Source organism: Streptomyces sp. NRRL F-5650 (genome assembly GCF_000721365.1).
In the GTDB taxonomy this organism is placed as follows: Bacteria; Actinomycetota; Actinomycetes; order Streptomycetales; family Streptomycetaceae; genus Streptomyces; species Streptomyces ardesiacus.
Genome location: NZ_JOGV01000018.1, coordinates 72,547 through 93,654 on the forward strand (window position 1 = coordinate 72,547; position 21,108 = coordinate 93,654).

The window sequence follows — 21,108 nt, forward strand, 5'->3', positions numbered from 1 at the left end:
CGAGCCTCAGCCAGGCCTGTGGACAACTCTCACCGGTCCAGACCAGTGGTCCGTCGGCGCTGGTCAGGCGCCGCCTCACGCACTCCGGCCCGCCACCACCCAGGTCGACGGCAGCTCGATCCGGGTGCCGTCCGGCGTGTACTCCGTGGTGGTCAGCGGGAGTTCGCCGTTCGCCAGCACGGTGAGGCCCGCCGCGCGCAGGTACTCCGGCACCGCTTCGTCGGGCACGGCGGCTGGTGTCAGACCGTGGCGGAGGACGGGGGCGACCTTCGCGGGCGGCCCGGCGGGGCCCGCGGCCAGTTCCGCCAGGACGGTCCTGGCCGCGGGGGACGGCTCCACCAGGAAGAGGCGGCCGTGGTCGCCGAGGAGCACGGCGAGGGCGTCGGCCAGGGACCGGCGGTCGTCGGGCTCGCACTGGTGCAGCACGCCGCGGACGTAGAGGTTGGCGTCCCCCAGCTCGGCGTGCAGGGCCTCCGCCTCGGCCTTGTCGGCGGCGTCGACCTGCCGGTAGGCGGCGGTCCCGGCCGGGTCGGCACGGCGGGCGTGTTCGAGGGCGGCGGCGGACAGGTCGGCGCCGACGACGTGGGGGAAGCGTTCGGCGAGGTAGCGGGTCTGGGTTCCGTTGCCGCAGCCCAGGTCGATCAACGGCAGGGCCGGGTCGGTCAGGTGGGGTTCGAAGTGGGCCAGGTGGCGCCCGGCGGTCAGGGGCGGCTCCGCGTCCCAGAACACCGTCCCTTGGTCCCCCTCGACCTCGTTCCAGAAGCCCTCCCAGGCGTCCCGGTACCGACTCGTCACGCTCATGCCCACTCCCCGGTGCGACGACGCAGGGCCCGTCGGGGACGACGGGCCCGTACGGTGTACCGCGCCCGGCGCACGGCCACAAGCGCCGGGCGCATTCCTTCACCGGTCGTCCGCGCCGGAGGAGCGGTGAAGGAATGCGCCCGCGGGTCCGCACCGGCGGCGCTCGGCGGGCCGGGCCGGTGCGGACCGGGCCGGTGCCGACCGGGCGGCGGTGGCCGTTCTCAGTCCTCGTGTCCGAGCTGCAGGTCGCGCTCGGTGCGCCCGCCGCCCGCCACTTGGAGGACGGTCGCGACGGGCGGGTATCCGGCCGCGATGACGGTGTACTCGCCGGACGACAGGTCGACGAACCGGAAGGTGCCGTCGGGCCCGGTGGTCAGGGTGTCCACCACGTTGCCCGCGGCGTCCAGCAGCGTGACGCGCGCATCCTCGACGACCCGGCCGCCACTGGCACGTACGGTGCCGCGCAGCACGGCGCCGCCGGCCAGTTCGACGTCCTGGCGGGTCTCCCGGGCGGCCTGGACGCTGACCGGCAGCGCGGCCGGGCGGAAGGCGGGGGCGCTGGCGGCGAGGGTGTACTCGCCCGCCACCAGCTCGGTGATGACGTAGCCGCCCTCCCGGCCGCTGCGGGTGGTGGCGACGACCTCGCCGTGGACGTTGGTGAGGGTGACGGTCGCGTCGCGCACGGGGCTGCCGTCGGCGGTCATGACGCTGCCGGCCAGGCGCCCGGCTCCGCCGAGGACCACGTCCAGTTCCACCGGGCGTTCGCCGACGGTCACGGAGACCGCCTGCGGCTGGTGGCCGCCGGCCGCGGCGATCAGGACGTACGCGCCGGAGCCGGGGGTGGCCAGCGCGTACCGTCCGTCGTCGCCGCTGGCGCCCCGGCCGATCTGCTGTCCGCCGACGTCGATGAGCGTGAGCGCCGCGCGGGGCACGACGGTTCCGTCGGGGTGCTGCACCGTGCCGCAGACGGGGATGCCGCCCGCGTAGGGCGACCGGGCCGGGGGGACCTGGGTGGCGGCGGGCTGCGCCTGCTGGGCGTACTGCGGCTGCTGGGCGGTCTCCGGCTCGGTGACGGGGGCGTTGTGGGACACCAGGGGTTTCTCCTTGAGGAAGAGGGCGATGAGGAGCCCGAGGACGAGCACCGGCACCAGGTAGAGGAAGATCCGCGGCATGGCGTCGGCGTACGCCCCGATGTAGGCGTCGCGCAGCGCCGGGGGCAGGGAGTGGACGAGCTGGGGGGTGATGGCCTCGGCGTCGGGGAGGTGGTCCCCCGTCGAGGCCGGGATCCGGTCGGCCAGGGCGTCGGTGAGCCGGCCCGCGAAGAGCGTGCCGAAGACGGCCGCCCCGACGCTGCCGCCGATCTGCCGGAAGTAGTTGTTGGCGCTGGTGGCCGTGCCGAGGTCGGTGGGGCGCACGGAGTTCTGGACGGCGAGGACGAGGACGGGCATCACCATGCCGATGCCGGCGCCGAGGACGGCCATCCAGATGCTGTAGTGCAGCCGGGGCGTGTCGGTGCCGAGGCGGGAGAGCAGCCACATGCCGACGACGGACAGCGCGCTGCCGAGGATCGGGTGGACGCGGTAGTGGCCGGTGCGGCTGATGAGCTGTCCGGAAATGATCGAGGCGGCGACGACGCCGCCCATCATCGGCAGCATCAGCAGGCCGGACTCGGTGGCGCTGGCGCCGTCGACCATCTGGAGGAAGGTCGGCAGATAGCTGGCGGCGCCGAACAGGGCGACACCGATGACGAGTCCGACCAGGGCGGTGACGTTGAAGATGGAGTCCCGGAACAGGCGCAGCGGGATCAGCGGTTCGGGGGCGAAGCGCTCGGCGACCAGGAAGAGCAGGGTGGTGCCGACCGCCCCGGCGGCGAGGCCGAGGATCGTCCTCGACCCCCACGCGTACTCGGTCCCGCCCCAACTGGTGAGCAGCACCAGGCAGGTGGAGGCGGCGGCGAGCAACAGGGCGCCGAGGACGTCGAGGCGGGGCTTGACCCGTGGCCTGGGCAGCTTGAGGACGACGGCGACGACGGCCATGGTGACCAGGCCGAAGGGCACGTTGATGTAGAAGCACCAGCGCCAGGAGAGGTGGTCGGTGAAGTAGCCGCCCAGCAACGGGCCCGCGACCGAGGCGAGTCCGAAGGCCGCGCCGATCAGCCCCATGAAGCGGCCGCGCTCGCGGGGCGGCACGATGTCCGCGATGATCGCCTGCACGCCGATCATCAGGCCGCCCGCGCCGACTCCCTGCACCGCGCGGAAGGCGATCAGTTGGTCCATGCTCTGCGCGCGTCCGGCGAGCGCGGAGCCGACGACGAAGACCAGAATGGCGAACTGGAAGACGCCCTTGCGTCCGAAGAGGTCACCGAGCTTGCCGTAGATCGGCAGCCCGACGGTGGAGGTGAGCAGGTAGGCGGTGATCGCCCAGGACATCTTGTCCAGGCCGTGCAGCTCACCCACGATCTTCGGCAGCGCCGTGGCGACGATCATCTGCTCCAGCGCCGCCAGCAGCAGCGCCAGCATCAGCCCGACGAAAACCAGCCGCACCCGGCGCGGGCTCAGCCCGGCGACCGGCTCCCGCTCTTCCGGGGCCCGGTCCGGCTCGGGGCCCGGCCCTGCGGCCGGGGGCCCGGGTGGCGCCTGGTCGGCGACGACCGGCCCGTCCTGCACCGGATCCTGCACCAGAGTGATCCCGCCCACGTACCGCTCCCCTCGTCACACCTGCTCACATTTGCCACCTGAGGCGACAACTGCGAACAAGTGCGACGAGTTACGGACGTACCGCAGGTTCGCTTGGAGATCACTCGAACCGGTGAGGCGCCCAACAGGCGCCGCACGCTTGCCCCTTGGCTACTTCTCGACCTCGGCGGCGAGCTTGGTGAGCATCGCGTCGTAGATCCGGGCGAGGCCCTTGGGTGCGAAGGTCTTCTCGAAGAAGCCGCCGACACCGCCCGCGCCCTGCCAGGTGGTGACCACGACGACCCGGGACCTGCCCTCGCCCGCCGGGGTGACCCGCCAGGTGGTGACCATGGAGGAGTTGCGGTCCTTCTCGACCAGCTCGCCGTCGGTGGGCTCGGTGACCTCCAACAGGCAGTCACGGACGCGCTTGCTGGTGGCCTGCAGCTTCCAGTGCACGAGGGTGCCCTCACCGTCGCCGCCCTCGCGGACCTCGTACTCGCTGAAGTGCTCGGGGAGCAGCTTCTCGCGGGTGCCGCTGTAGTCGGCGAGGGTGTCGAACACCGTCTCCGCGTCCGCCGCGACGATCCGCTCCGTCGTCGCCTCGACCTGCGCCATCGGGTTCCTCCAGGGCCTGGTTCTCGGGTTCGGGGCAAGCCAACCACCCCGCCGCGCGGCCACCAAATCGGGGGGCGTGAAGCGGCCCCGCGCGACGCGTCCGCACGATCAAGGGAACAAGTGTTCTATTGTGTCGGCCAGTACTGCCGGAGGAGGCCGCGATGCGCCGGGAGAACCTCACGGACGCCGACCACGCCCGGGCGGCGCACACCTCGCCCGGCGGCGCACATCGCGCCCGAGTGGCCGGTCAGCCCCCGCCGGGGGTGCACGCACGCGTGCGTGCACCGCACTGCACGACCCTATTGAGCCCCGGGAGGGCCGATGCTCAGCACTCCGAACGCGGACAAGGCCTGGAAGGGCATGACGAGGTCGTTCCCGACCCCGGACGCGCCAGGCCGGTCTGCCGCCCCGAACAAGGCAGAGAGGACGGCCTTCGCCGTGCTGCTGCACGGACCGGCCACGCGCTCGGGCGACGCCGTCGCGAGTCAGTGGCTGCTGCTGCGCAACCGCACAGCGAAGCGCCTGTGACTGTCGGCGGTCACGAAGTCCCCAGCTCGGGTGCCTCACTTGTCACGCACTTCCCCGGCGTCACGATCACGTAATTCCGCCTGGGGATCGTGAGTGCGGTCCGCGGGACCTCACCGTAGAGCTGTTCGAGGTGCTGGGAGAGGATCAGGACTGGCAGTCCCGGCATCTCGCGGCGCGCCACGGTGACCACGTTCATGTGGGTCGGGGCCGCTCTGCTCCCGATCGTCGCCCTCTGGTCCACCGGCTGGCCGCCTCCGCCGCCCGCGGATCCCGCCGTGCCTTCGAGCGCGTCCGCGCCGTCACCGCCGTCATGCCCATCGCGATCATAGGCATCGACCGGCATCGACCTACTGCCCGGCGTCTGCCCGCCCTGGTACGCCGCTGTGCAGGCCGTCCGCATGCTGCCCGTCATCCGCGTGGCCCTCCTCACCCGCTTCTCCGTACTCCGCACCGCCTTCTCCGAGACTTACTGACCAACAACCCCGCTCCCGGCGGCCCTTCCCTGCTCCAGAGCTCGCCGAGCAGCAGGGACAAGCGCAGGCACGGGTTCGTCCGCCCCGACGTGCTCGTCCTCAATGATTCCGCGATGCGCCGGCTCACCGCGCCCGAGGCCGACGACCTCTACGGTCTCGTCTCCGGGCGGCAAGGCAGGTCGCTGATCCTGACCAGCAACGGGGCGCCGAGCGACTGGTATCCGCTGTTCCCGAACCCTGTCGTCGCGAAGTCCCTGCTGGACCGGCTCATCAACACCGGCCATCCCAGGATCCGCCGGCCTTCCGGCTCGGGTGCCGGCGAACTGGCAGCTCGTCTCCCCTCGATCCTGCTCCCACGACGACGCTCGTGGAGCTGGCGTCCACGGACGCCACGGGCCGGTTCGCTGATCAAAAGCTCATCAAAAAATCCGGTGTGCCCCTGGGGAGCCAGGGGCACACCGGACCCGACGCGTCGATGCGGTCGCTCAGTCCACGACCCAGCCGCGCTTGCGCACCAGGTCGATGACGCAGGACCTGACTTCCTTGAGCTGATCGACCGTAAGGCTGCCGTCGCTGTTCAGCAGCGCTTCGGTGAGATCGATGCGGAACTCCTCGACGGAGTGCAGCTCGACATGCTCGTCCGTGCCGTCCGCCGCGTACTGCGTGGGCAGAGACGGAGCGGGGGCGAGAGCGGAAGCGGGGGCGGGAGCGGCGGCCGCGGTTGCGCGTTCGACCGGCCGGCTCGACGAAGATTTCCGGATGAGGCGAATCTCGGACGCCTTCAGCCCTTTGTCGCCTTGCTCCATCGAGAATTCGACGTCGCTTCCCGCCTGGTACAGGAACTTCTCATCGAGCAAGTCATTGGCGTGCATGAAAACATCCTCGCCCCCTTCCCTGGGGCGGATGAAACCGTAACCACGGATCTCGTCGAACCGCACGACCTTACCCACCGTCAACACACCGCACCTCCACGCAAACAGCCAAACAGCCAAACAGCAATACGGGTAACTCTCTTCGAATACCCGGCCGAGATCCTACCCAGTCCCCCTCACGCGTACGAGACCGCGCTGGCAAAACTGCGGGCGATCACCGGATTTCAGGGGTGGCACCCCTCCTGCGCGGGGGTGGGTCGGCGTACTGAGTAGGGGTCAGGGACGCTCCCTTGGTCGGCACCGTGGTCAGGAAGCGCTCCGCGGCCTCGAACTCCCGGATCGGCGGCCGGACGAAGTCGCTGCCGAGGTCCAGCCGATGCCCTGCTCCCACGCCGGCCGAGACCGACACCCCCACGGGCACGGGCCACGGGCCACGGGCCACGGGCGGCATTGGAGCGCATCTCGCGGCCCAACCGGGTCAAGTTTCGGCGGCCCGCGTTCTTCCGAAGCCGCTCCCCGGGACGATCCGGCGAGGACCGCGACCCGCGAGGACCGCGGCCACTCCGTCCTGCGAGTCCTGGGAGAACGCCATGAGACAACGCGCAGCCGTGCTGTGCGGCGCCGCCGTCATCGCCGCCGGGACCGTCACGGCCGTCCCCGCCGAGGCGAGTCCCCCGCCGTACACCCCGACCGCGCCTGCCGCGGGCCTGCACTGGAAGAAGTGCGCCACGGACGACTACCCGACGCTCCAGTGCGCCTCCCTGGAGGTCCCCCTCGACCACGCGCGTCCGCGCGGGAGGCGGATCACGCTGGCCCTCTCCCGCGTGCCGCACACCGCCGACACGTTCCAGGGCCCCCTGCTGGTGAACCCCGGTGGCCCCGGCGGCAGCGGGCTGAGTCTCGCCGGGTTCGTGGCGTCCTCGCTGCCGGCCGAGGTGGCCGCCCAGTACGACGTCGTCGGTTTCGACCCGCGCGGGGTCGGCAGGAGCAGTCCGGCACTGAACTGCCTGCCGGGGCACTTCGACCCCGTGCGCCCCGACTCCCTGCCGGACACGCCCGACGCCGAGCGGGCCAACCTCAAGCGCGCCGAGTCCTTCGCCGACGCCTGCGGCGACAAGTACGCGGACGTCCTGCCGTACATCGACACGGTGAGCACCGCGCGGGACGTGGACGCGATCCGCGCGGCGCTCGGTGCCGAGAAGCTCAACTACTTCGGCTACTCGTACGGCACCTATCTCGGCGCCGTCTACGCCAAGCTCTATCCGCAGCGGGTACGGCGGCTGGTCCTGGACTCCGTCGTCGGCCCGGACGACGTCTGGTACGACGCCAACCTCGCCCAGGACCTCGCCTTCAACGACCGCCACCGCGCGTTCCTGGCCTGGATCGCGGGGCACGACACGGCGTACGGGCTGGGCACCGACCCGGAGCGGGTCGAGACCGCGTGGTACGCCATGCGGGCGGCGCTGGCGAAGAAGCCCGCGGGAGGGAAGGTCGGCGCCGCCGAGCTGGAGGACACGTACATGCCCGGCGGCTACTACAACGGCTACTGGCCCTACCTGGCCGAGGCGTTCGCCGCGTACGTCAACGACAAGGACGGCGGCCCGCTCGTCGAGGCGTACGAGGACTTCGGCGCCCTGGACGCCTCCGGGGACAACGGGTACAGCGTCTACACCGCCGTCGAGTGCCGGGACGCGAGCTGGCCGCGGGGCTGGGACGAGTGGCGCGACGACAACTGGGGCCTGTACGAGAAGGCGCCCTTCATGGTGTGGAACAACGCCTGGTACAACGCACCGTGCGCCTTCTGGCCCACGAAGTCCCGGCAGCCGGTGGACGTCGCCAACGGCGAACTGCCCCCGGCACTGCTGTTCCAGGCGACGGGCGACGCGGCCACCCCGTACGAGGGCGGCGTCGCCGCGCACCGCCTGCTGCGCCGCTCCGGCCTCGTCGTCGAGGAGGGCGGCGGCAACCACGGCATCACGCTGAGCGGCAACGACTGCCTGGACGAGCACCTCGCCGCCTACTTGGCCGACGGCACCGTGCCGCACGGCGACGGCGACGGCGGCGACGCGGACGCGGTGTGCCCGGCACTGCCGGACCCGGAGCCGCTGAAGTCGAAGGCGGCCTCGACCTCGTCGCGCGGCTCCACCCTGCACGGACTGCTCGGCTTCCGCGGCTAGCGTCCGTTCCGCGCACCCCGTCGGGGGCGTTGTCAGTGCCGTGGTCCACGATGGACGCATGAGTGAGCTGACCAGGATCCCCGCCCCCGAGGGCGTCGCGCCCGCCGCGCAGTACACCCATGTCGTTCTCGGCACCGGGCGGTTCGTGGCCGTCTCGGGCCAGCTCGCCCTGGACGAGGACGGCAAGGTCGTCGGCGAGGGCGACCCCGCGGCCCAGGCCCGCCAGGTCTTCGAGAACCTGCGCCGGTGCCTGGCCTCGGCCGGTGCGGCCTTCGACGACGTGGTGAAGCTGACCTTCTTCGTCACGGACATGGCGCACATGGCCGCGATCCGCGCGGCCCGCGCCGAGCACATACCGGACGACCGGCTGCCGGCCGCCTCGGCGGTGCAGGTGGGCGCGCTGGTGCGGCCGGAGTTCCTCATGGAGATCGAGGCGTTCGCGGTCGTGGCGCCATGAGCGGCCCCTCGGCGCCGGAGCCGGTGCCGGAGCCGGTGCGGGTGCGGGAGATGGCCCTGGCGGACTGCGAGCGCGTGTCCCGGATACGCGTCCGCGGCTGGCAGACCGCGTACCGGGGCCTGGTGCCGCAGCGCCACCTGGACGCGATGGACCCGGCGGCCGACGCCGAGCGGCGCCGCGCCCTGTTCGCCTCGGCCGCGCGGGACGTGGTGAACCTGGTCGCCGAGGACGACGGCGGCGAGGTCGTCGGCTGGGCCTGCCACGGCCCCTACCGGGACGGCGAGGTGCGCACCGCGGACGCCGAGCTGTACGCGCTCTACGTCGACGACGGACGGCTCGGCACCGGCATCGGGCGGGCCCTGCTCCGGGAGTCGGTGCGCCGGTGCGAGAGGGCCGGGCACGCGCGCATGCTCCTGTGGGTGCTCAAGGGCAACGCCCGCGCCCGGCGCTTCTACGAGCGGGCGGGGTTCGGCCCCGACGGCGCGGAGGAGCCCTTCGAGGTGGACGGCGTCGCGGTGCCGGAGGTGCGGTACGCGCGCCCACTGGACGGCTGACGGGGAGTCAGTGCACCACTGCCGGGCGGGGTTTCGTCACCGCTGCCCTGGGATGCGCCCGAGGGCCCGCACCGCCGCCTCGGCGAGCGCCGGGTGGGCGAGGGCCTCCTTCAGGACGGGGACGGCACGGTCGTCGCCGAGGGCGCCGAGTCCCTCGACGCAGGCGAGCGCGACACGCCGGTACGGATCGTGCGGGCGCAGCCTCCTGCGCAGCGTGGTGATCAGCGCGGGCACCGCTTCCGGCGCCCGCAGTGCGACCAGCAGCCGCACCGGGTGCAGGGCGTAGGCGACGCGCAGCTCGTTGGTGGCGAGCGCCGCGGCGGCGCGGGCGGTGCGCGGGTCGCCGAGGCGGGCCAGGGCGTGGGCGGCCGAGGCGCAGCGCGGCGGGTCGCGGTGGTTCAGCAGCAGCACGAGCGACTCGAAGGCCCGCCGGTCCCCCGCCACGCCCAGCTTGAAGGCGGCCAGTTCCCGGGCCCACAGCGGGTGTCCCGGCTCAGTGAGCACCCCGGCCAGCTCGTCGTGGTCCGCGGTCGCCACGAGGCGGTCGTACTGCGCCGGGGCACCCGGGGCGCCGGACGCGGCCGACTCGGCCCGTAAACGCTCCGTGAGCACGCGCAACTCTTCGTCCATGCCAACGAGGTTAGGCGCGTCACTCCGCCCGTGGGACCTACATCACGAACACCGGGGGCTGGCGCGCTCGTTACCCGCGGGTTAACCTCAGACGAGCGGGTCATCCACTCGCAGCACCTCCTCACGGTGGTCTGGTGACGCAACCACCGCGAGAGCAGACGGTCCGGTCCCTCGGGTACCGGATCAGGACCCGGCCCCGGGACAGGGCCGGTCACAGGCCGCCGGGCGGGCGTGTGCGCCCTCCGCGACGGCACCGGGCGTGTGCGCCGTTCCAGCCTGGCAACACCCGCACCCCTTCCTTTCCCACGCACCCGGTGCGCCGTGCCGCGCACCGGGGCGCGTTTCCGTCGTCACCCCTCATTCCTGGAGTCCCGCGATGGCCACTCCCGTGTCCGACACCCCCCTGTCCCCGCTGTCCCCGCTGCGGACCGTCGCCGTCGTCGGCCTCGGCACCATGGGCACCGGCATCGCCGAGGTCCTGGCCGTGGCCGGCCGCGACGTCATCGGCATCGACGTCGGCGAGGCCCAGGCCGTCGCGGCCGTCGCCGCGCTGGAGTCCTCCACCGCCCGGGCCGTCGAGCGCGGGCGCCTGACCGGTGAGGAGCGCGACGCCGCCCTGGGCCGCGTCCGCGTCTCCACCGACCTGCGGGCCGCCGCCGACGCCGACCTGGTGATCGAGGTGACCCCGGAGTCGTACGAGATCAAGCAGCGGGTCTTCCGGGAGCTGGACGGGATCGTGCGCCCGGAGGCGGTCCTGGCGACCGGCACCAACGCGCTGTCCGTCACGCGCCTGGCCGCCGACTCGGCCCGCCCGGAGCGGGTCCTCGGCCTGCACTTCTTCAACCCCGCACCGGCGATGAAGCTGGTGGAGGTCGTCTCCTCGGTGCTGACCGCGCCGGCCGCCGTCACCGCCGTCACCGACCTGGCCCTGGACCTCGGCAAGGAGCCGGTCGCGGTCGGGGACCGGCCCGGTTTCGTCGCGGACGGGCTGCTGTTCGGCTACCTCAACCAGGCCGCCGCGATGTACGAGGCGAACTACGCCTCCCGCGAGGACATCGACGCGGCGATGAAGCTGGGCTGCGGCCTGCCGATGGGCCCCCTGGCCCTGCTCGACCTGGTGGGGGTGGACACCGCGCGCACGGTCCTGGAGGCCATGTACGCCGCCTCCCGGGACCGGCTGCACGCACCCGCGCCGATCCTCCGGCAGCTCAGCGAGGCCGGGCTGACCGGGCGCAAGGCGGGGCGCGGCTTCTACACCTACGAGGCGCCCGGCAGCGCAGTCGTCGTGCCGGACGCGCTGACCCCGGGCAGGGGCGGCACCGCCGCGGTCGCCGGGCGGCCGGTCCGCGCGGTGGGGGTGGCCGGTTCGGGCACCATGGCGTCCGGCATCGCGGAGGTGTTCGCCAAGGCCGGCTACGAGGTGGTGCTGGCCGCCCGCAGCGCGCAGAAGGCGCGGACGGCCAAGGACCGGATCGGGAAGTCCCTGTCCCGGTCGGTGGACAAGGGGCGCATGACCGCGGAGGCCGCCGCGCGGACGCTGGAGCTGATCACGCCGACGGACACCTACGACGACTTCGCCGGCGTCGACCTGGCCGTGGAGGCCGTCGCCGAGGACCTGGAGGTCAAGCGGCAGCTCTTCGGCACGCTGGACAAGGTCTGCAAGCCCGGCGCGGTGCTGGCCACCACCACCTCCTCGCTGCCGGTGGTGGCCTGCGCCCGCGCCACCTCGCGCCCGCAGGACGTGATCGGCATGCACTTCTTCAACCCGGCCCCGGCGATGAAGCTCGTCGAGGTGGTCCGCACGGTGCTGACCGCCGACGACGTGCACGCCACCGTCCACGAGGTCTGCGCCGGGGTGCGCAAGCACGCCGTGGACTGCGGCGACCGGGCCGGATTCATCGTCAACGCGCTGCTGTTCCCGTACCTCAACAACGCGGTCAAGATGGTGCAGGAGCACTACGCGACCCTCGACGACATCGACGCCGCGATGAAGCTGGGCGGCGGTTATCCGATGGGCCCCTTCGAACTGCTCGACGTGGTGGGCCTCGACGTGTCGCTGGCCATCGAGAAGGTCCTGCACCGCGAGTTCCGCGACCCCGGGCTGGCCCCCGCGCCGCTCCTCGAGCACCTGGTGGCCGCGGGCTGCCTCGGCCGCAAGACGGGCCGCGGCTTCCGCGAGCATGCCCGCCGCTGAACGGCCCGGCGACTGGTCCGGGTCCGAGGAGGACTGGGGCGGGCTGCTGGATCCGGCCGGGTCTCCCCCACCCCGCGCGGGCGGGGGAACCCCCGGTCACGCGCATGATTGCGCCCGCATGCAGTACGTTCGGGTCATGTCCCAGCCCGCCAAGTCCTCACGTACCTCAGCCACGTCCGACGCTCCGGAGAGCACGGCCGGCAGCCGTGCCGCCGCCCAGCGGCTCAAAATGCGCCGGGAACTGGCGGCGGCGGCGATGGAGCTGTTCGCGACCAAGGGGTACGAGGCGACCACCGTCGACGAGATCGCGGCGCGCGCCGGGGTCGCCCGCCGCACCTTCTTCCGCCACTTCCGCTCCAAGGAGGAGGCGATCTTCCCGGACCACGACGACACCCTGGTGCGCGCCGAGGCGGTCCTCAACGCGGCGCCCGCGCACGAGCATCCGCTCGACACGGTGTGCCGCGGCATCAAGGAGGTCATGAAGATGTACGCGGCCCGGCCGGAGATCTCGGTCGCCCGCTACAAGCTGACGCGCGAGGTGCCCACACTGCGCGAGGCGGAGATCGCGTCGGTGGCCCGTTACGAGCGCCTCTTCACCCGCTACCTGCTCGGCCACTTCGACGAGCACGCCCACGAGGACGACGCCAACGACGACCCGCTGCTCGCGGAGGTCGCCGCGTCCGCCGTGGTCACCGCGCACAACCACGTGCTGCGCCGCTGGCTGCGGGCCGACGGGCGGGGCGACGTGGAGGCCGAGCTGGACCACGCCTTCGCGATCGTGCGGAGGACCTTCGGCACGGGCATCGGGGCGGGGCGCACCGCCTCCGCCGCGGGGCCGGCGGGCTCCCCGGCCCCCGGGACCTCCTCGGCCTCCGTGCGGGGCGAGGTGCTCGTGACGGTGGCGCGCACGGACGCGCCCCTGCACGAAGTCATGCGCACCATCGAGCAGGCGCTCAAGGAGCGCTGAGGCTGCGCTCAGGGCCCCGAGGCTCCCCTTCCGCACTGTGACGACGGCCACCCACCGGGTGGCCGTTTTCGCATGTCAGAGGGGGTTTGATCGATCATCGCTCATCTGAAGCGTAAAGATTTCATCTGAGATCAATTTCTGGCACTCAGTGCCTTGCGGGGTGACACGCGGTGTCATACGTTGAAGGTGTTCGGGCTGTCCCCGCACCTCACCCCCTGCGCGCCCCGAACGCCTGCGTCACAGGCACACACCCTCACCTCAGCAGCACCGACGTACCCCTCAGCGCCCCTCCCTCAGGGCGCTCACCGCCGGAGGCAACACCGTGACCGTGAAGGACATCCTGGACGCGATCCAGTCGCCCGACTCCACCAAGGCCGACATCGCCGCGCTGCCGCTCCCCGAGTCGTACCGCGCGATCACCGTGCACAAGGACGAGACGGAGATGTTCGCGGGCCTCGAAACCCGCGACAAGGACCCCCGCAAGTCGATCCACCTGGACGAGGTGCCGGTGCCGGAACTCGGCCCGGGCGAGGCCCTGGTGGCCGTCATGGCCTCCTCGGTCAACTACAACTCGGTGTGGACCTCGATCTTCGAGCCGCTGTCCACCTTCGGGTTCCTGGAGCGCTACGGCCGCACCAACGACCTCGCCAAGCGACACGACCTGCCGTACCACATCATCGGCTCCGACCTCGCGGGCGTCGTCCTGCGCACCGGGCCGGGCGTCAACGCCTGGCAGCCGGGCGACGAGGTCGTCGCGCACTGCCTGTCCGTCGAGCTGGAGTCGTCCGACGGCCACAACGACACGATGCTCGACCCGGAGCAGCGCATCTGGGGCTTCGAGACGAACTTCGGCGGCCTGGCGGAGATCGCGCTGGTCAAGTCCAACCAGCTCATGCCGAAGCCGGACCACCTCAGCTGGGAGGAGGCCGCCGCACCCGGTCTGGTCAACTCCACCGCCTACCGCCAGCTCGTCTCCCGCAACGGCGCCGGCATGAAGCAGGGCGACAACGTCCTCATCTGGGGCGCCAGCGGCGGACTCGGCTCCTACGCCACGCAGTTCGCGCTCGCCGGCGGCGCCAACCCGATCTGCGTCGTCTCCTCGCCGCAGAAGGCGGAGATCTGCCGCTCGATGGGCGCCGAGGCGATCATCGACCGCAACGCCGAGGGCTACCGGTTCTGGAAGGACGAGCGGACCCAGGACCCCAAGGAGTGGAAGCGCTTCGGCAAGCGCATCCGCGAACTCACCGGCGGCGAGGACATCGACATCGTCTTCGAGCACCCCGGGCGCGAGACCTTCGGCGCCTCGGTCTTCGTCACCCGCAAGGGCGGCACCATCACCACCTGCGCCTCCACCTCGGGCTACCTGCACGAGTACGACAACCGCTACCTGTGGATGTCCCTGAAGCGCATCATCGGCTCCCACTTCGCCAACTACCGCGAAGCCTGGGAGGCCAACCGCCTCATCGCCAAGGGCAAGATCCACCCCACGCTCTCCAAGGTGTACTCGCTGGAGGACACCGGCCAGGCGGCGTACGACGTCCACCGCAACCTCCACCAGGGCAAGGTCGGCGTCCTCTGCCTCGCCCCCGAGGAGGGCCTGGGCGTCCGCGACCAGGACAGGCGCGCGCAGCACCTCGACGCCATCAACCGCTTCCGGAACGTCTGAGGAGTGCCGGATGAGTGAGCGTCAGAAGGACCGGCCGTGGCTCATGCGCACCTACGCCGGTCACTCCACGGCCGAGGCGTCCAACGAGCTGTACCGGCGCAACCTCGCCAAGGGACAGACGGGTCTGTCGGTCGCCTTCGACCTGCCGACCCAGACCGGCTACGACTCCGACCACGTCCTCGCCCGCGGCGAGGTCGGCCGGGTCGGCGTGCCGGTCGCGCACCTCGGCGACATGCGCCGGCTGTTCCAGGACATCCCCCTGGAGCAGATGAACACCTCGATGACCATCAACGCCACGGCCATGTGGCTGCTGGCGCTCTACCAGGTCGTCGCCGAGGAGCAGGGCGCGGACATCACCAAGCTCCAGGGCACGACCCAGAACGACATCGTCAAGGAGTACCTGTCCCGGGGGACGCACGTTTTCCCGCCGGGCCCGTCGCTCCGCCTGACGACGGACATGATCGCGTACACGGTCTCCCACCTGCCGAAGTGGAACCCGATCAACATCTGCAGCTACCACCTGCAGGAGGCGGGCGCCACGCCGGTGCAGGAGATCGCGTACGCGATGTCCACCGCGATCGCCGTGCTCGACGCGGTGCGCGACAGCGGGCAGGTGCCGCGGGAGCGCATGGGCGACGTGGTCGGCCGGATCTCCTTCTTCGTGAACGCGGGCGTCCGCTTCATCGAGGAGATGTGCAAGATGCGCGCCTTCGGCCGCATCTGGGACCGCGTCACCCGCGAGCGCTACGGCATCGAGGACCCCAAGCACCGCCGCTTCCGCTACGGCGTCCAGGTCAACTCGCTCGGCCTGACCGAGGCACAGCCGGAGAACAACGTCCAGCGGATCGTGCTGGAGATGCTGGCGGTCACCCTCTCCAAGGACGCACGCGCGCGTGCCGTGCAGTTGCCGGCCTGGAACGAGGCACTGGGCCTGCCCCGTCCCTGGGACCAGCAGTGGTCGCTGCGCATCCAGCAGGTGCTGGCGCACGAGAGCGACCTGCTGGAGTACGAGGACATCTTCGAGGGCTCGAAGGTGATCGGGGCGAAGGTCGACGAACTGGTCGAGGCGGCGTCCGCGGAGATCGAGCGCATCGAGGAGATGGGCGGCGCGATGGCCGCCGTCGAGTCCGGCTACCTCAAGTCGCAGCTCGTCGCCTCGCACGCCGAACGCCGGGCCCGGATCGAGTCCGGCGAGGAGAAGATCATCGGGGTCAACGCCTTCGAGGGCACCGAGCCCAACCCGCTCACCGCCGACCTGGACACCGCGATCCAGACGGTCGACCCGGCGGTGGAGGCCCGCGTGATCGCCTCGCTGCGGAACTGGCGGGACACGCGGTACCAGCCGCCCTTCAACCACCCGCGCCCGTGCAAGGCGCTGGAGAAGCTGAAGGAGGCCGCGCGCGGCACCGGCAACCTCATGGAGGCCACCCTGGAGTGCGCCCGCGCCGGCGCCACGACCGGCGAGTGGGCCGGGGCGCTGCGCGAGGTCTTCGGCGAGTTCCGGGCGCCGACCGGAGTGTCCTCGGCGCCGGTGGCGGTCACCGCCGAGGAGGGCTCGGCCCTCTGCGAGGTGCGCCGCAAGGTGGAGCTGACGGCCAAGGAGATGGGCGTCGGCAAGCTCCGCTTCCTGGTCGGCAAGCCCGGCCTGGACGGCCACTCCAACGGCGCCGAGCAGATCGCCGTGCGGGCCCGCGACGCCGGGTTCGAGGTGGTCTACCAGGGCATCCGGCTCACCCCGGAGCAGATCGTGGACGCCGCGCTCGCGGAGGACGTGCACGCGGTGGGCCTGTCCGTCCTGTCCGGCTCGCACGCGCAGCTCGTGCCGGACGTGCTCGAACGGCTCCGTGTGGCCGGTGCCACAGATATACCGGTGATCGCCGGTGGCATCATCCCGAACGGTGACGCCGAGGAACTGCGGGCCGCGGGAGTGGCCGCGGTCTTCACCCCGAAGGACTTCGACATCACCGGCATCATCGGCCGGATCGTCGACGAGATCCGGAACGCGAACAAGCTCGACCCCCTGGAGGTCCCCGTATGACGACCGTCGACCGACTCCGCCCGCGGCGCTCTTGCCTGGCCGTACCCGGCTCGAACCCCCGCTTCCTGGAGAAGGCCCAGGGCCTCCCGGCGGACCAGGTCTTCCTCGACCTGGAGGACGCCTGCGCGCCCCTCGCCAAGCCGGAGGCGCGGCACACCATCGTCAAGTTCCTCAACGAGGGCGACTGGACCGGCAAGACCCGCGTCGTGCGCGTCAACGACTGGACGACCGAGTGGACGTACCGGGACGTCGTGACGGTGGTGGAGGGCGCGGGCCAGAACCTGGACTGCATCATGCTGCCGAAGGTTCAGGACGCCCAGCAGGTCGTCGCCCTCGACCTGCTGCTGACCCAGATCGAGAAGACCATGGGCTTCGAGGTCGGCCGCATCGGCATCGAGGCGCAGATCGAGAACGCGCAGGGCCTGAACAACGTCAACGAGATCGCCCAGGCGAGCCCGCGCGTGGAGACCATCATCTTCGGCCCGGCCGACTTCATGGCGTCCATCAACATGAAGTCACTGGTGGTGGGCGAGCAGCCGCCCGGCTACCCGGCCGACGCCTACCACTACATCCTGATGAAGATCCTGATGGCCGCCCGCGCCAACAACCTCCAGGCGATCGACGGCCCCTACCTCCAGATCCGCAACGTCGACGGCTACCGCGAGGTCGCGCGGCGCGCCGCCGCCCTCGGCTTCGACGGCAAATGGGTGCTGCACCCGGGCCAGGTGGAGGCGTCCAACGAGATCTTCTCGCCCTCCCAGGAGGACTACGACCACGCCGAGCTGATCCTGGACGCGTATGACTACTACACGTCCGAGGCGGGCGGCAAGAAGGGCTCGGCGATGCTCGGCGACGAGATGATCGACGAGGCCAGCCGCAAGATGGCGCTGGTCGTCTCCGGCAAGGGACGTGCGGCCGGCATGCGGCGCACCAGCAAGTTCGAGATCCCGGAGGGCTGAGCGCCGTGCAGTTCGGACGCACCTATGAGGAGTTCGAGGTCGGGGCGACGTACAAGCACTGGCCGGGGAAGACGGTCACGGAGTACGACGACCACCTGTTCTGTCTCCTGACGATGAACCACCACCCGCTCCACATGGACGCCAACTACGCCGAGAAGACGACGGACTTCGGCAGGAACGTGGTGGTGGGCAACTACATCTACTCGCTCCTGCTCGGCATGTCCGTCCCGGACGTCTCCGGCAAGGCGATCGCCAACCTGGAGATCGAGTCGCTCAGGCACGTGGCTCCGACCTTCCACGGCGACACGCTCTACGGGCAGACGACGGTGCTCGACAAGTGGCCGTCCAGGTCGAAGGACGACCGCGGCATCGTCCACGTCGAGACCAAGGGCTACAAGCAGGACGGCACGCTCGTGTGCGTCTTCCGCCGCAAGGTGATGGTGCCGACCGAGACGTACACCGAGGAACGCGGCGGCGAGCAGCCGGGCCGCCCCGAGCTGAAGGAACAGGGGAAGTAGATGAGCCGTCTCGCCCAGACCCACGGCCTCACGGACGTCCAGCGGGAGATCCTCTCCACCGTCCGGGACTTCGTGGACAAGGAGATCATCCCGGTCGCCACCGAGCTGGAGCACCGGGACGAGTACCCGCAGGACATCGTCGACGGGCTCAGGGAACTCGGCCTGTTCGGGCTGATGATCCCCGAGGAGTACGGGGGCCTGGGCGAATCGCTCCTGACGTACGCCCTGTGCGTGGAGGAGATCGCCCGCGGCTGGATGTCGGTGTCCGGCATCATCAACACGCACTTCATCGTGGCCTACATGCTCAAGCAGCACGGCACGCAGGAACAGAAGGACCACTTCCTGCCCCGCATGGCGGCGGGCGACGTCCGGGGCGCCTTCTCGATGTCCGAGCCGGCGCTCGGCTCCGACGTCTCGGCGATCTCCTCGAAGGCGGTGCGGGACGGCGAGGAGTACGTCCTGAACGGCCAGAAGATGTGGCTGACGAACGGCGGCACGTCGTCGCTGGTGGCCGTTCTGGTGAAGAGTGACGAAGGTCACCCCGAGGGGACCGCTCCCCACAAGTCGATGACGACCTTCCTGGTGGAGAAGGAGCCCGGCTTCGGCGAGGTCCGGCCGGGCCTGACCATCCCGGGCAAAATCGACAAGATGGGCTACAAGGGCGTCGACACCACCGAGCTCGTCATGGACGGCCTGCGCATTCCGGCCGATCGCGTCCTCGGCGGCGTGACGGGCCGAGGTTTTTACCAAATGATGGACGGCGTGGAGGTGGGCCGCGTGAATGTGGCGGCCCGTGGCTGCGGCGTCGCTCAGCGTGCCTTCGAGCTGGGCGTCCGCTACGCCCAGCAACGCCACACTTTCGGCAGGCAGATCGCCCGGCACCAGGCCATCCAGTTCAAGCTCGCGGAGATGGCTACCAAGGTCGAGGCGGCGCATGCGATGATGGTGAACGCTGCACGCAAAAAGGACTCGGGCGAACGAAACGACCTGGAAGCGGGGATGGCCAAGTACCTCGCCTCCGAGTACTGCAAGGAGGTCGTGGAGGACGCCTTCCGGATCCACGGCGGGTACGGCTTCTCCAAGGAGTACGAGATCGAGCGTCTCTACCGCGAGGCGCCGATGCTGCTCATCGGTGAGGGCACCGCCGAGATCCAGAAAATGATCATCGGCCGCCGACTGCTCGAAGAGTATCGATTCCAGGGTTAGATGTCCGGATACGGGGTGTTTTCTTGGAGAAGAAGGTCACACCCCGTAGGCACTGTTCGGCCGCCGACTCGGCTTCCTGGCTTACCCAGTTGCGGCGCGGAGCCGCTACGATCGCCGGAAAGCCGCCGTCCCCCGTCAGAGCGCGGCATCATCCGCTACGAAGGTCATCCATGCCCCACAGCCAAACCTCTGCACCTCGCGACAGCCTGGCCGGCGTACGCCTCGCGCGCGGAGCATCGCCGTGGCTTCTGCCGACCGTCGCCACCGCAGCCGTCAGCCTCCTGCGGGCCCGCCGTTCCGGCACCGCCAAGGCCGTCGCCGTCCCCGCCACCGCACTCGCGGCGGGGATGCTGTGGTTCTTCCGCGACCCCGAGCGCGAGATCACCCGGGGCCGGGTCGTCTCGCCCGCCGACGGTGTGGTGCAGAGCATCATGCCGTGGAAGGACGGCCGCACCCGCGTCGCGATCTTCATGAGCCCGCTCAACGTCCACGTCAACCGAGCCCCGCTGGCCGGCACGGTGACGTCGGTCGAGCACGTGCCGGGCGGCTTCGTTCCTGCCTTCAACAAGGAGAGCGAGAACAACGAGCGCGTCGTGTGGCACTTCGACACCGAGCTCGGCGACATCGAGATGATCCAGATCGCCGGCGCGGTGGCCCGCCGCATCGTCCCGTACGTGCCGCAGGGCACCAAGGTCGAGCAGGGCGAGCGGGTCGGTCTGATCCGCTTCGGCTCCCGCGTCGACCTGTACCTGCCGGAGGGCGTCGAGGTGGACGTCGAGGTGGGCCAGAAGACGGTGGCTGGGGTGACTCGAATTGACCGTGATTGATCCACAGACCCAGGCCGGATGGGTGCCGGAGGCCGACGAGGCGGACGACGAGGAGGAGATGCCGCTCTCGCTCCGCCTGTCGATAGCGGACACGCTCACGCTCGGCAACGCGACCTGCGGCTTCATGGCGGTGTACTTCACCACCACCGGCATCCTGATCCCGCACCTCATGGGCAGCGACGAGTCGGGCATGGCCCGGCACAGCGCGGCCACCGCGGTCATCCTGATGCTGTGCGCGGCGATCTTCGACCTGTTCGACGGCCTGGTCGCCCGCAAGCTGCGCAGCTCGCCGATGGGCGCGGAGCTGGACAACCTCTCCGACCTCATCAGCTTCGGCCTCGCTCCGGCGTACTTCGTCCTCGTCTACGGCATGGTCGCCGACGACGCCTACCAGCGCGTGGCGGCGGTGGGGGCGATCGTGGTGCTGCTGGCGGTGGTGCTGCGGCTCGCGCGGTTCTCCTGCGTCACCGTCAAGGACGGCACCTTCCAGGGCATGCCCTCGCCGTTCGGGGCGCTGACGGTGGTGTCGATCGTGCTGCTGGAGCTGCCGTTCGTGGCGACGCTGCTCGCGATCCTGGGCACGGCCTGGCTGATGGTGAGCCGGGTCGAGTACCCGAAGCCGCGGGGGCGGCTCGCGGTGGCGATGCTGTCGTGGATCGTGCTGTCGATGGGTCTGCTGGCCGGCTGGGCCTTCGACGCGCCGAGCGGGCAGTTGCTGCTGCAGACGGGGTGCGCGCTGCAGTTGGTGATGGGGGCGGTGATCCCGCTGTTCGCCACGGCTCGCCGGGTGAACAACTTCCGTGACAATCGGCGGGAGGCGCGCGCCGCGCAATTGCCGTAGCGCTCCGCTGGGTGGGGCCCCGGACCCGGGTTGGGTTCGGGGCCCTCCGCTTTTTCGGCGCCCGGTCTCGGTGCGGGCGTCCCTGGGGGCTCCGCCCCCCAGACCCCCGG

At 71.1% G+C, this 21,108-nt stretch carries 19 protein-coding genes and 1 pseudogene; 14 read left to right on the forward strand and 6 right to left on the reverse strand.

Features of this window, described 5'->3' with window-relative positions:
* Positions 1–75: 75 nt before the first annotated feature.
* From IG88_RS0118600 to IG88_RS0118610, 3 genes are all read right to left on the reverse strand, one after another.
* A complete protein-coding gene (locus tag IG88_RS0118600; RefSeq protein ID WP_031042098.1) occupies positions 76–801 on the reverse strand; it encodes a class I SAM-dependent methyltransferase in 726 nt (241 codons plus the stop codon).
* A 221-nt stretch (positions 802–1,022) separates the two neighbouring features.
* Entirely contained in the window at positions 1,023–3,497 is a 2,475-nt protein-coding gene (locus IG88_RS0118605) for an MFS transporter (RefSeq protein WP_031042100.1), read from the reverse strand.
* 150 nt (positions 3,498–3,647) lie between these two features.
* Positions 3,648–4,091 carry an SRPBCC family protein gene (locus IG88_RS0118610; RefSeq protein ID WP_031042104.1) on the reverse strand — a complete coding sequence of 148 codons (444 nt, stop codon included), beginning with the start codon at positions 4,089–4,091 and terminating at the stop codon, positions 3,648–3,650.
* Between the two features lie 321 nt (positions 4,092–4,412).
* On the opposite strand from IG88_RS0118610, the gene IG88_RS0118615 reads away from it, so the two are divergent.
* Complete coding sequence (locus IG88_RS0118615) at positions 4,413–4,619, forward strand: hypothetical protein (protein ID WP_031042106.1); 207 nt, start codon at positions 4,413–4,415, stop codon at positions 4,617–4,619.
* A 10-nt stretch (positions 4,620–4,629) separates the two neighbouring features.
* On the opposite strand, the gene IG88_RS43405 is transcribed toward IG88_RS0118615, so the two are convergent.
* Complete coding sequence (locus IG88_RS43405; RefSeq protein ID WP_158853977.1) at positions 4,630–5,031, reverse strand: hypothetical protein; 402 nt, start codon at positions 5,029–5,031, stop codon at positions 4,630–4,632.
* Here IG88_RS43405 and IG88_RS44965 point away from each other — a divergent pair.
* Positions 4,930–5,361, forward strand: a pseudogene (locus IG88_RS44965) (ATP-binding protein); the annotation flags it as partial. The gene IG88_RS43405 and the pseudogene IG88_RS44965 overlap by 102 nt on opposite strands.
* A 216-nt stretch (positions 5,362–5,577) precedes the next feature.
* Here IG88_RS44965 and IG88_RS0118635 read toward each other — a convergent pair.
* Positions 5,578–6,051: a cold-shock protein gene (locus tag IG88_RS0118635; protein ID WP_031042109.1), complete on the reverse strand. Its 474-nt coding sequence runs from the start codon at positions 6,049–6,051 to the stop codon at positions 5,578–5,580.
* Positions 6,052–6,554: 503 nt separating this feature from the next.
* On the opposite strand from IG88_RS0118635, the gene IG88_RS0118645 reads away from it, so the two are divergent.
* From IG88_RS0118645 to IG88_RS0118655, 3 genes are read left to right on the forward strand one after another with little or no spacing between them, the layout of a single operon-like run.
* Positions 6,555–8,141 carry an alpha/beta hydrolase gene (locus IG88_RS0118645; RefSeq protein ID WP_031042115.1) on the forward strand — a complete coding sequence of 529 codons (1,587 nt, stop codon included), beginning with the start codon at positions 6,555–6,557 and terminating at the stop codon, positions 8,139–8,141.
* A gap of 58 nt (positions 8,142–8,199) precedes the next feature.
* The gene (locus tag IG88_RS0118650; protein WP_031042117.1) at positions 8,200–8,598 is read left to right on the forward strand and encodes a RidA family protein; all 399 of its coding nucleotides are present in this window, start codon (positions 8,200–8,202) and stop codon (positions 8,596–8,598) included.
* Positions 8,595–9,152 (forward strand): GNAT family N-acetyltransferase, encoded by a 558-nt coding sequence (locus tag IG88_RS0118655; RefSeq protein WP_031042119.1) that lies wholly within the window; start codon positions 8,595–8,597, stop codon positions 9,150–9,152. Before IG88_RS0118650 ends, IG88_RS0118655 begins: the two co-directional genes overlap by 4 nt.
* A gap of 36 nt (positions 9,153–9,188) precedes the next feature.
* Here the strand turns inward: IG88_RS0118655 and IG88_RS0118660 are convergent, their stop codons facing one another.
* Entirely contained in the window at positions 9,189–9,782 is a 594-nt protein-coding gene (locus tag IG88_RS0118660; RefSeq protein WP_031042122.1) for an adenylosuccinate lyase, read from the reverse strand.
* 376 nt (positions 9,783–10,158) lie between these two features.
* Here IG88_RS0118660 and IG88_RS0118665 point away from each other — a divergent pair, with 376 nt between their 5' ends.
* From IG88_RS0118665 to pssA, 9 genes are all read left to right on the forward strand, one after another.
* Complete coding sequence (locus IG88_RS0118665; protein ID WP_031042125.1) at positions 10,159–11,976, forward strand: 3-hydroxyacyl-CoA dehydrogenase family protein; 1,818 nt, start codon at positions 10,159–10,161, stop codon at positions 11,974–11,976.
* A gap of 136 nt (positions 11,977–12,112) precedes the next feature.
* The gene (locus IG88_RS0118670; protein ID WP_037836169.1) at positions 12,113–12,943 is read left to right on the forward strand and encodes a TetR family transcriptional regulator; all 831 of its coding nucleotides are present in this window, start codon (positions 12,113–12,115) and stop codon (positions 12,941–12,943) included.
* 328 nt (positions 12,944–13,271) lie between these two features.
* Positions 13,272–14,609 (forward strand): crotonyl-CoA carboxylase/reductase, encoded by a 1,338-nt coding sequence (gene ccrA / locus IG88_RS0118675; RefSeq protein WP_031042131.1) that lies wholly within the window; start codon positions 13,272–13,274, stop codon positions 14,607–14,609.
* Between the two features lie 10 nt (positions 14,610–14,619).
* Positions 14,620–16,647, forward strand: coding sequence for a protein meaA (locus IG88_RS0118680; protein WP_031042134.1), 2,028 nt, complete (start codon positions 14,620–14,622; stop codon positions 16,645–16,647).
* Positions 16,644–17,606 (forward strand): HpcH/HpaI aldolase/citrate lyase family protein, encoded by a 963-nt coding sequence (locus IG88_RS0118685; protein ID WP_031042138.1) that lies wholly within the window; start codon positions 16,644–16,646, stop codon positions 17,604–17,606. The genes IG88_RS0118680 and IG88_RS0118685 overlap by 4 nt, the downstream gene beginning before the upstream one ends.
* A gap of 5 nt (positions 17,607–17,611) precedes the next feature.
* Positions 17,612–18,124 (forward strand): MaoC family dehydratase, encoded by a 513-nt coding sequence (locus IG88_RS0118690; protein WP_031042140.1) that lies wholly within the window; start codon positions 17,612–17,614, stop codon positions 18,122–18,124.
* Positions 18,125–19,330 (forward strand): acyl-CoA dehydrogenase family protein, encoded by a 1,206-nt coding sequence (locus IG88_RS0118695; RefSeq protein ID WP_031042142.1) that lies wholly within the window; start codon positions 18,125–18,127, stop codon positions 19,328–19,330.
* A gap of 170 nt (positions 19,331–19,500) precedes the next feature.
* Complete coding sequence (locus IG88_RS0118700) at positions 19,501–20,157, forward strand: phosphatidylserine decarboxylase (protein ID WP_031042145.1); 657 nt, start codon at positions 19,501–19,503, stop codon at positions 20,155–20,157.
* 58 nt (positions 20,158–20,215) lie between these two features.
* A complete protein-coding gene (gene pssA / locus IG88_RS0118705) occupies positions 20,216–20,998 on the forward strand; it encodes a CDP-diacylglycerol--serine O-phosphatidyltransferase (RefSeq protein ID WP_003972511.1) in 783 nt (260 codons plus the stop codon).
* The last annotated feature ends 110 nt before the right edge of the window (positions 20,999–21,108 follow it).

Excerpts from the sequence above, each read along its gene's own strand:
- IG88_RS0118680 (WP_031042134.1), top strand. The coding sequence starts at position 14,620 with ATGAGTGAGCGTCAGAAGGACCGGCCGTGGCTCATGCGCACCTACGCC.
- IG88_RS0118665 (WP_031042125.1), top strand. The coding sequence starts at position 10,159 with ATGGCCACTCCCGTGTCCGACACCCCCCTGTCCCCGCTGTCCCCGCTG.
- IG88_RS0118615 (WP_031042106.1), top strand. The coding sequence starts at position 4,413 with ATGCTCAGCACTCCGAACGCGGACAAGGCCTGGAAGGGCATGACGAGG.
- IG88_RS43405 (WP_158853977.1), bottom strand. The coding sequence starts at position 5,031 with ATGACGGGCAGCATGCGGACGGCCTGCACAGCGGCGTACCAGGGCGGG.
- IG88_RS0118655 (WP_031042119.1), top strand. The coding sequence starts at position 8,595 with ATGAGCGGCCCCTCGGCGCCGGAGCCGGTGCCGGAGCCGGTGCGGGTG.
- IG88_RS0118700 (WP_031042145.1), top strand. The coding sequence starts at position 19,501 with ATGCCCCACAGCCAAACCTCTGCACCTCGCGACAGCCTGGCCGGCGTA.
- pssA (WP_003972511.1), top strand. The coding sequence starts at position 20,216 with ATGCCGCTCTCGCTCCGCCTGTCGATAGCGGACACGCTCACGCTCGGC.
- IG88_RS0118670 (WP_037836169.1), top strand. The coding sequence starts at position 12,113 with ATGTCCCAGCCCGCCAAGTCCTCACGTACCTCAGCCACGTCCGACGCT.
- IG88_RS0118695 (WP_031042142.1), top strand. The coding sequence starts at position 18,125 with ATGAGCCGTCTCGCCCAGACCCACGGCCTCACGGACGTCCAGCGGGAG.
- IG88_RS0118610 (WP_031042104.1), bottom strand. The coding sequence starts at position 4,091 with ATGGCGCAGGTCGAGGCGACGACGGAGCGGATCGTCGCGGCGGACGCG.
- IG88_RS0118645 (WP_031042115.1), top strand. The coding sequence starts at position 6,555 with ATGAGACAACGCGCAGCCGTGCTGTGCGGCGCCGCCGTCATCGCCGCC.
- IG88_RS0118660 (WP_031042122.1), bottom strand. The coding sequence starts at position 9,782 with ATGGACGAAGAGTTGCGCGTGCTCACGGAGCGTTTACGGGCCGAGTCG.
- IG88_RS0118600 (WP_031042098.1), bottom strand. The coding sequence starts at position 801 with ATGAGCGTGACGAGTCGGTACCGGGACGCCTGGGAGGGCTTCTGGAAC.
- IG88_RS0118650 (WP_031042117.1), top strand. The coding sequence starts at position 8,200 with ATGAGTGAGCTGACCAGGATCCCCGCCCCCGAGGGCGTCGCGCCCGCC.
- IG88_RS0118685 (WP_031042138.1), top strand. The coding sequence starts at position 16,644 with ATGACGACCGTCGACCGACTCCGCCCGCGGCGCTCTTGCCTGGCCGTA.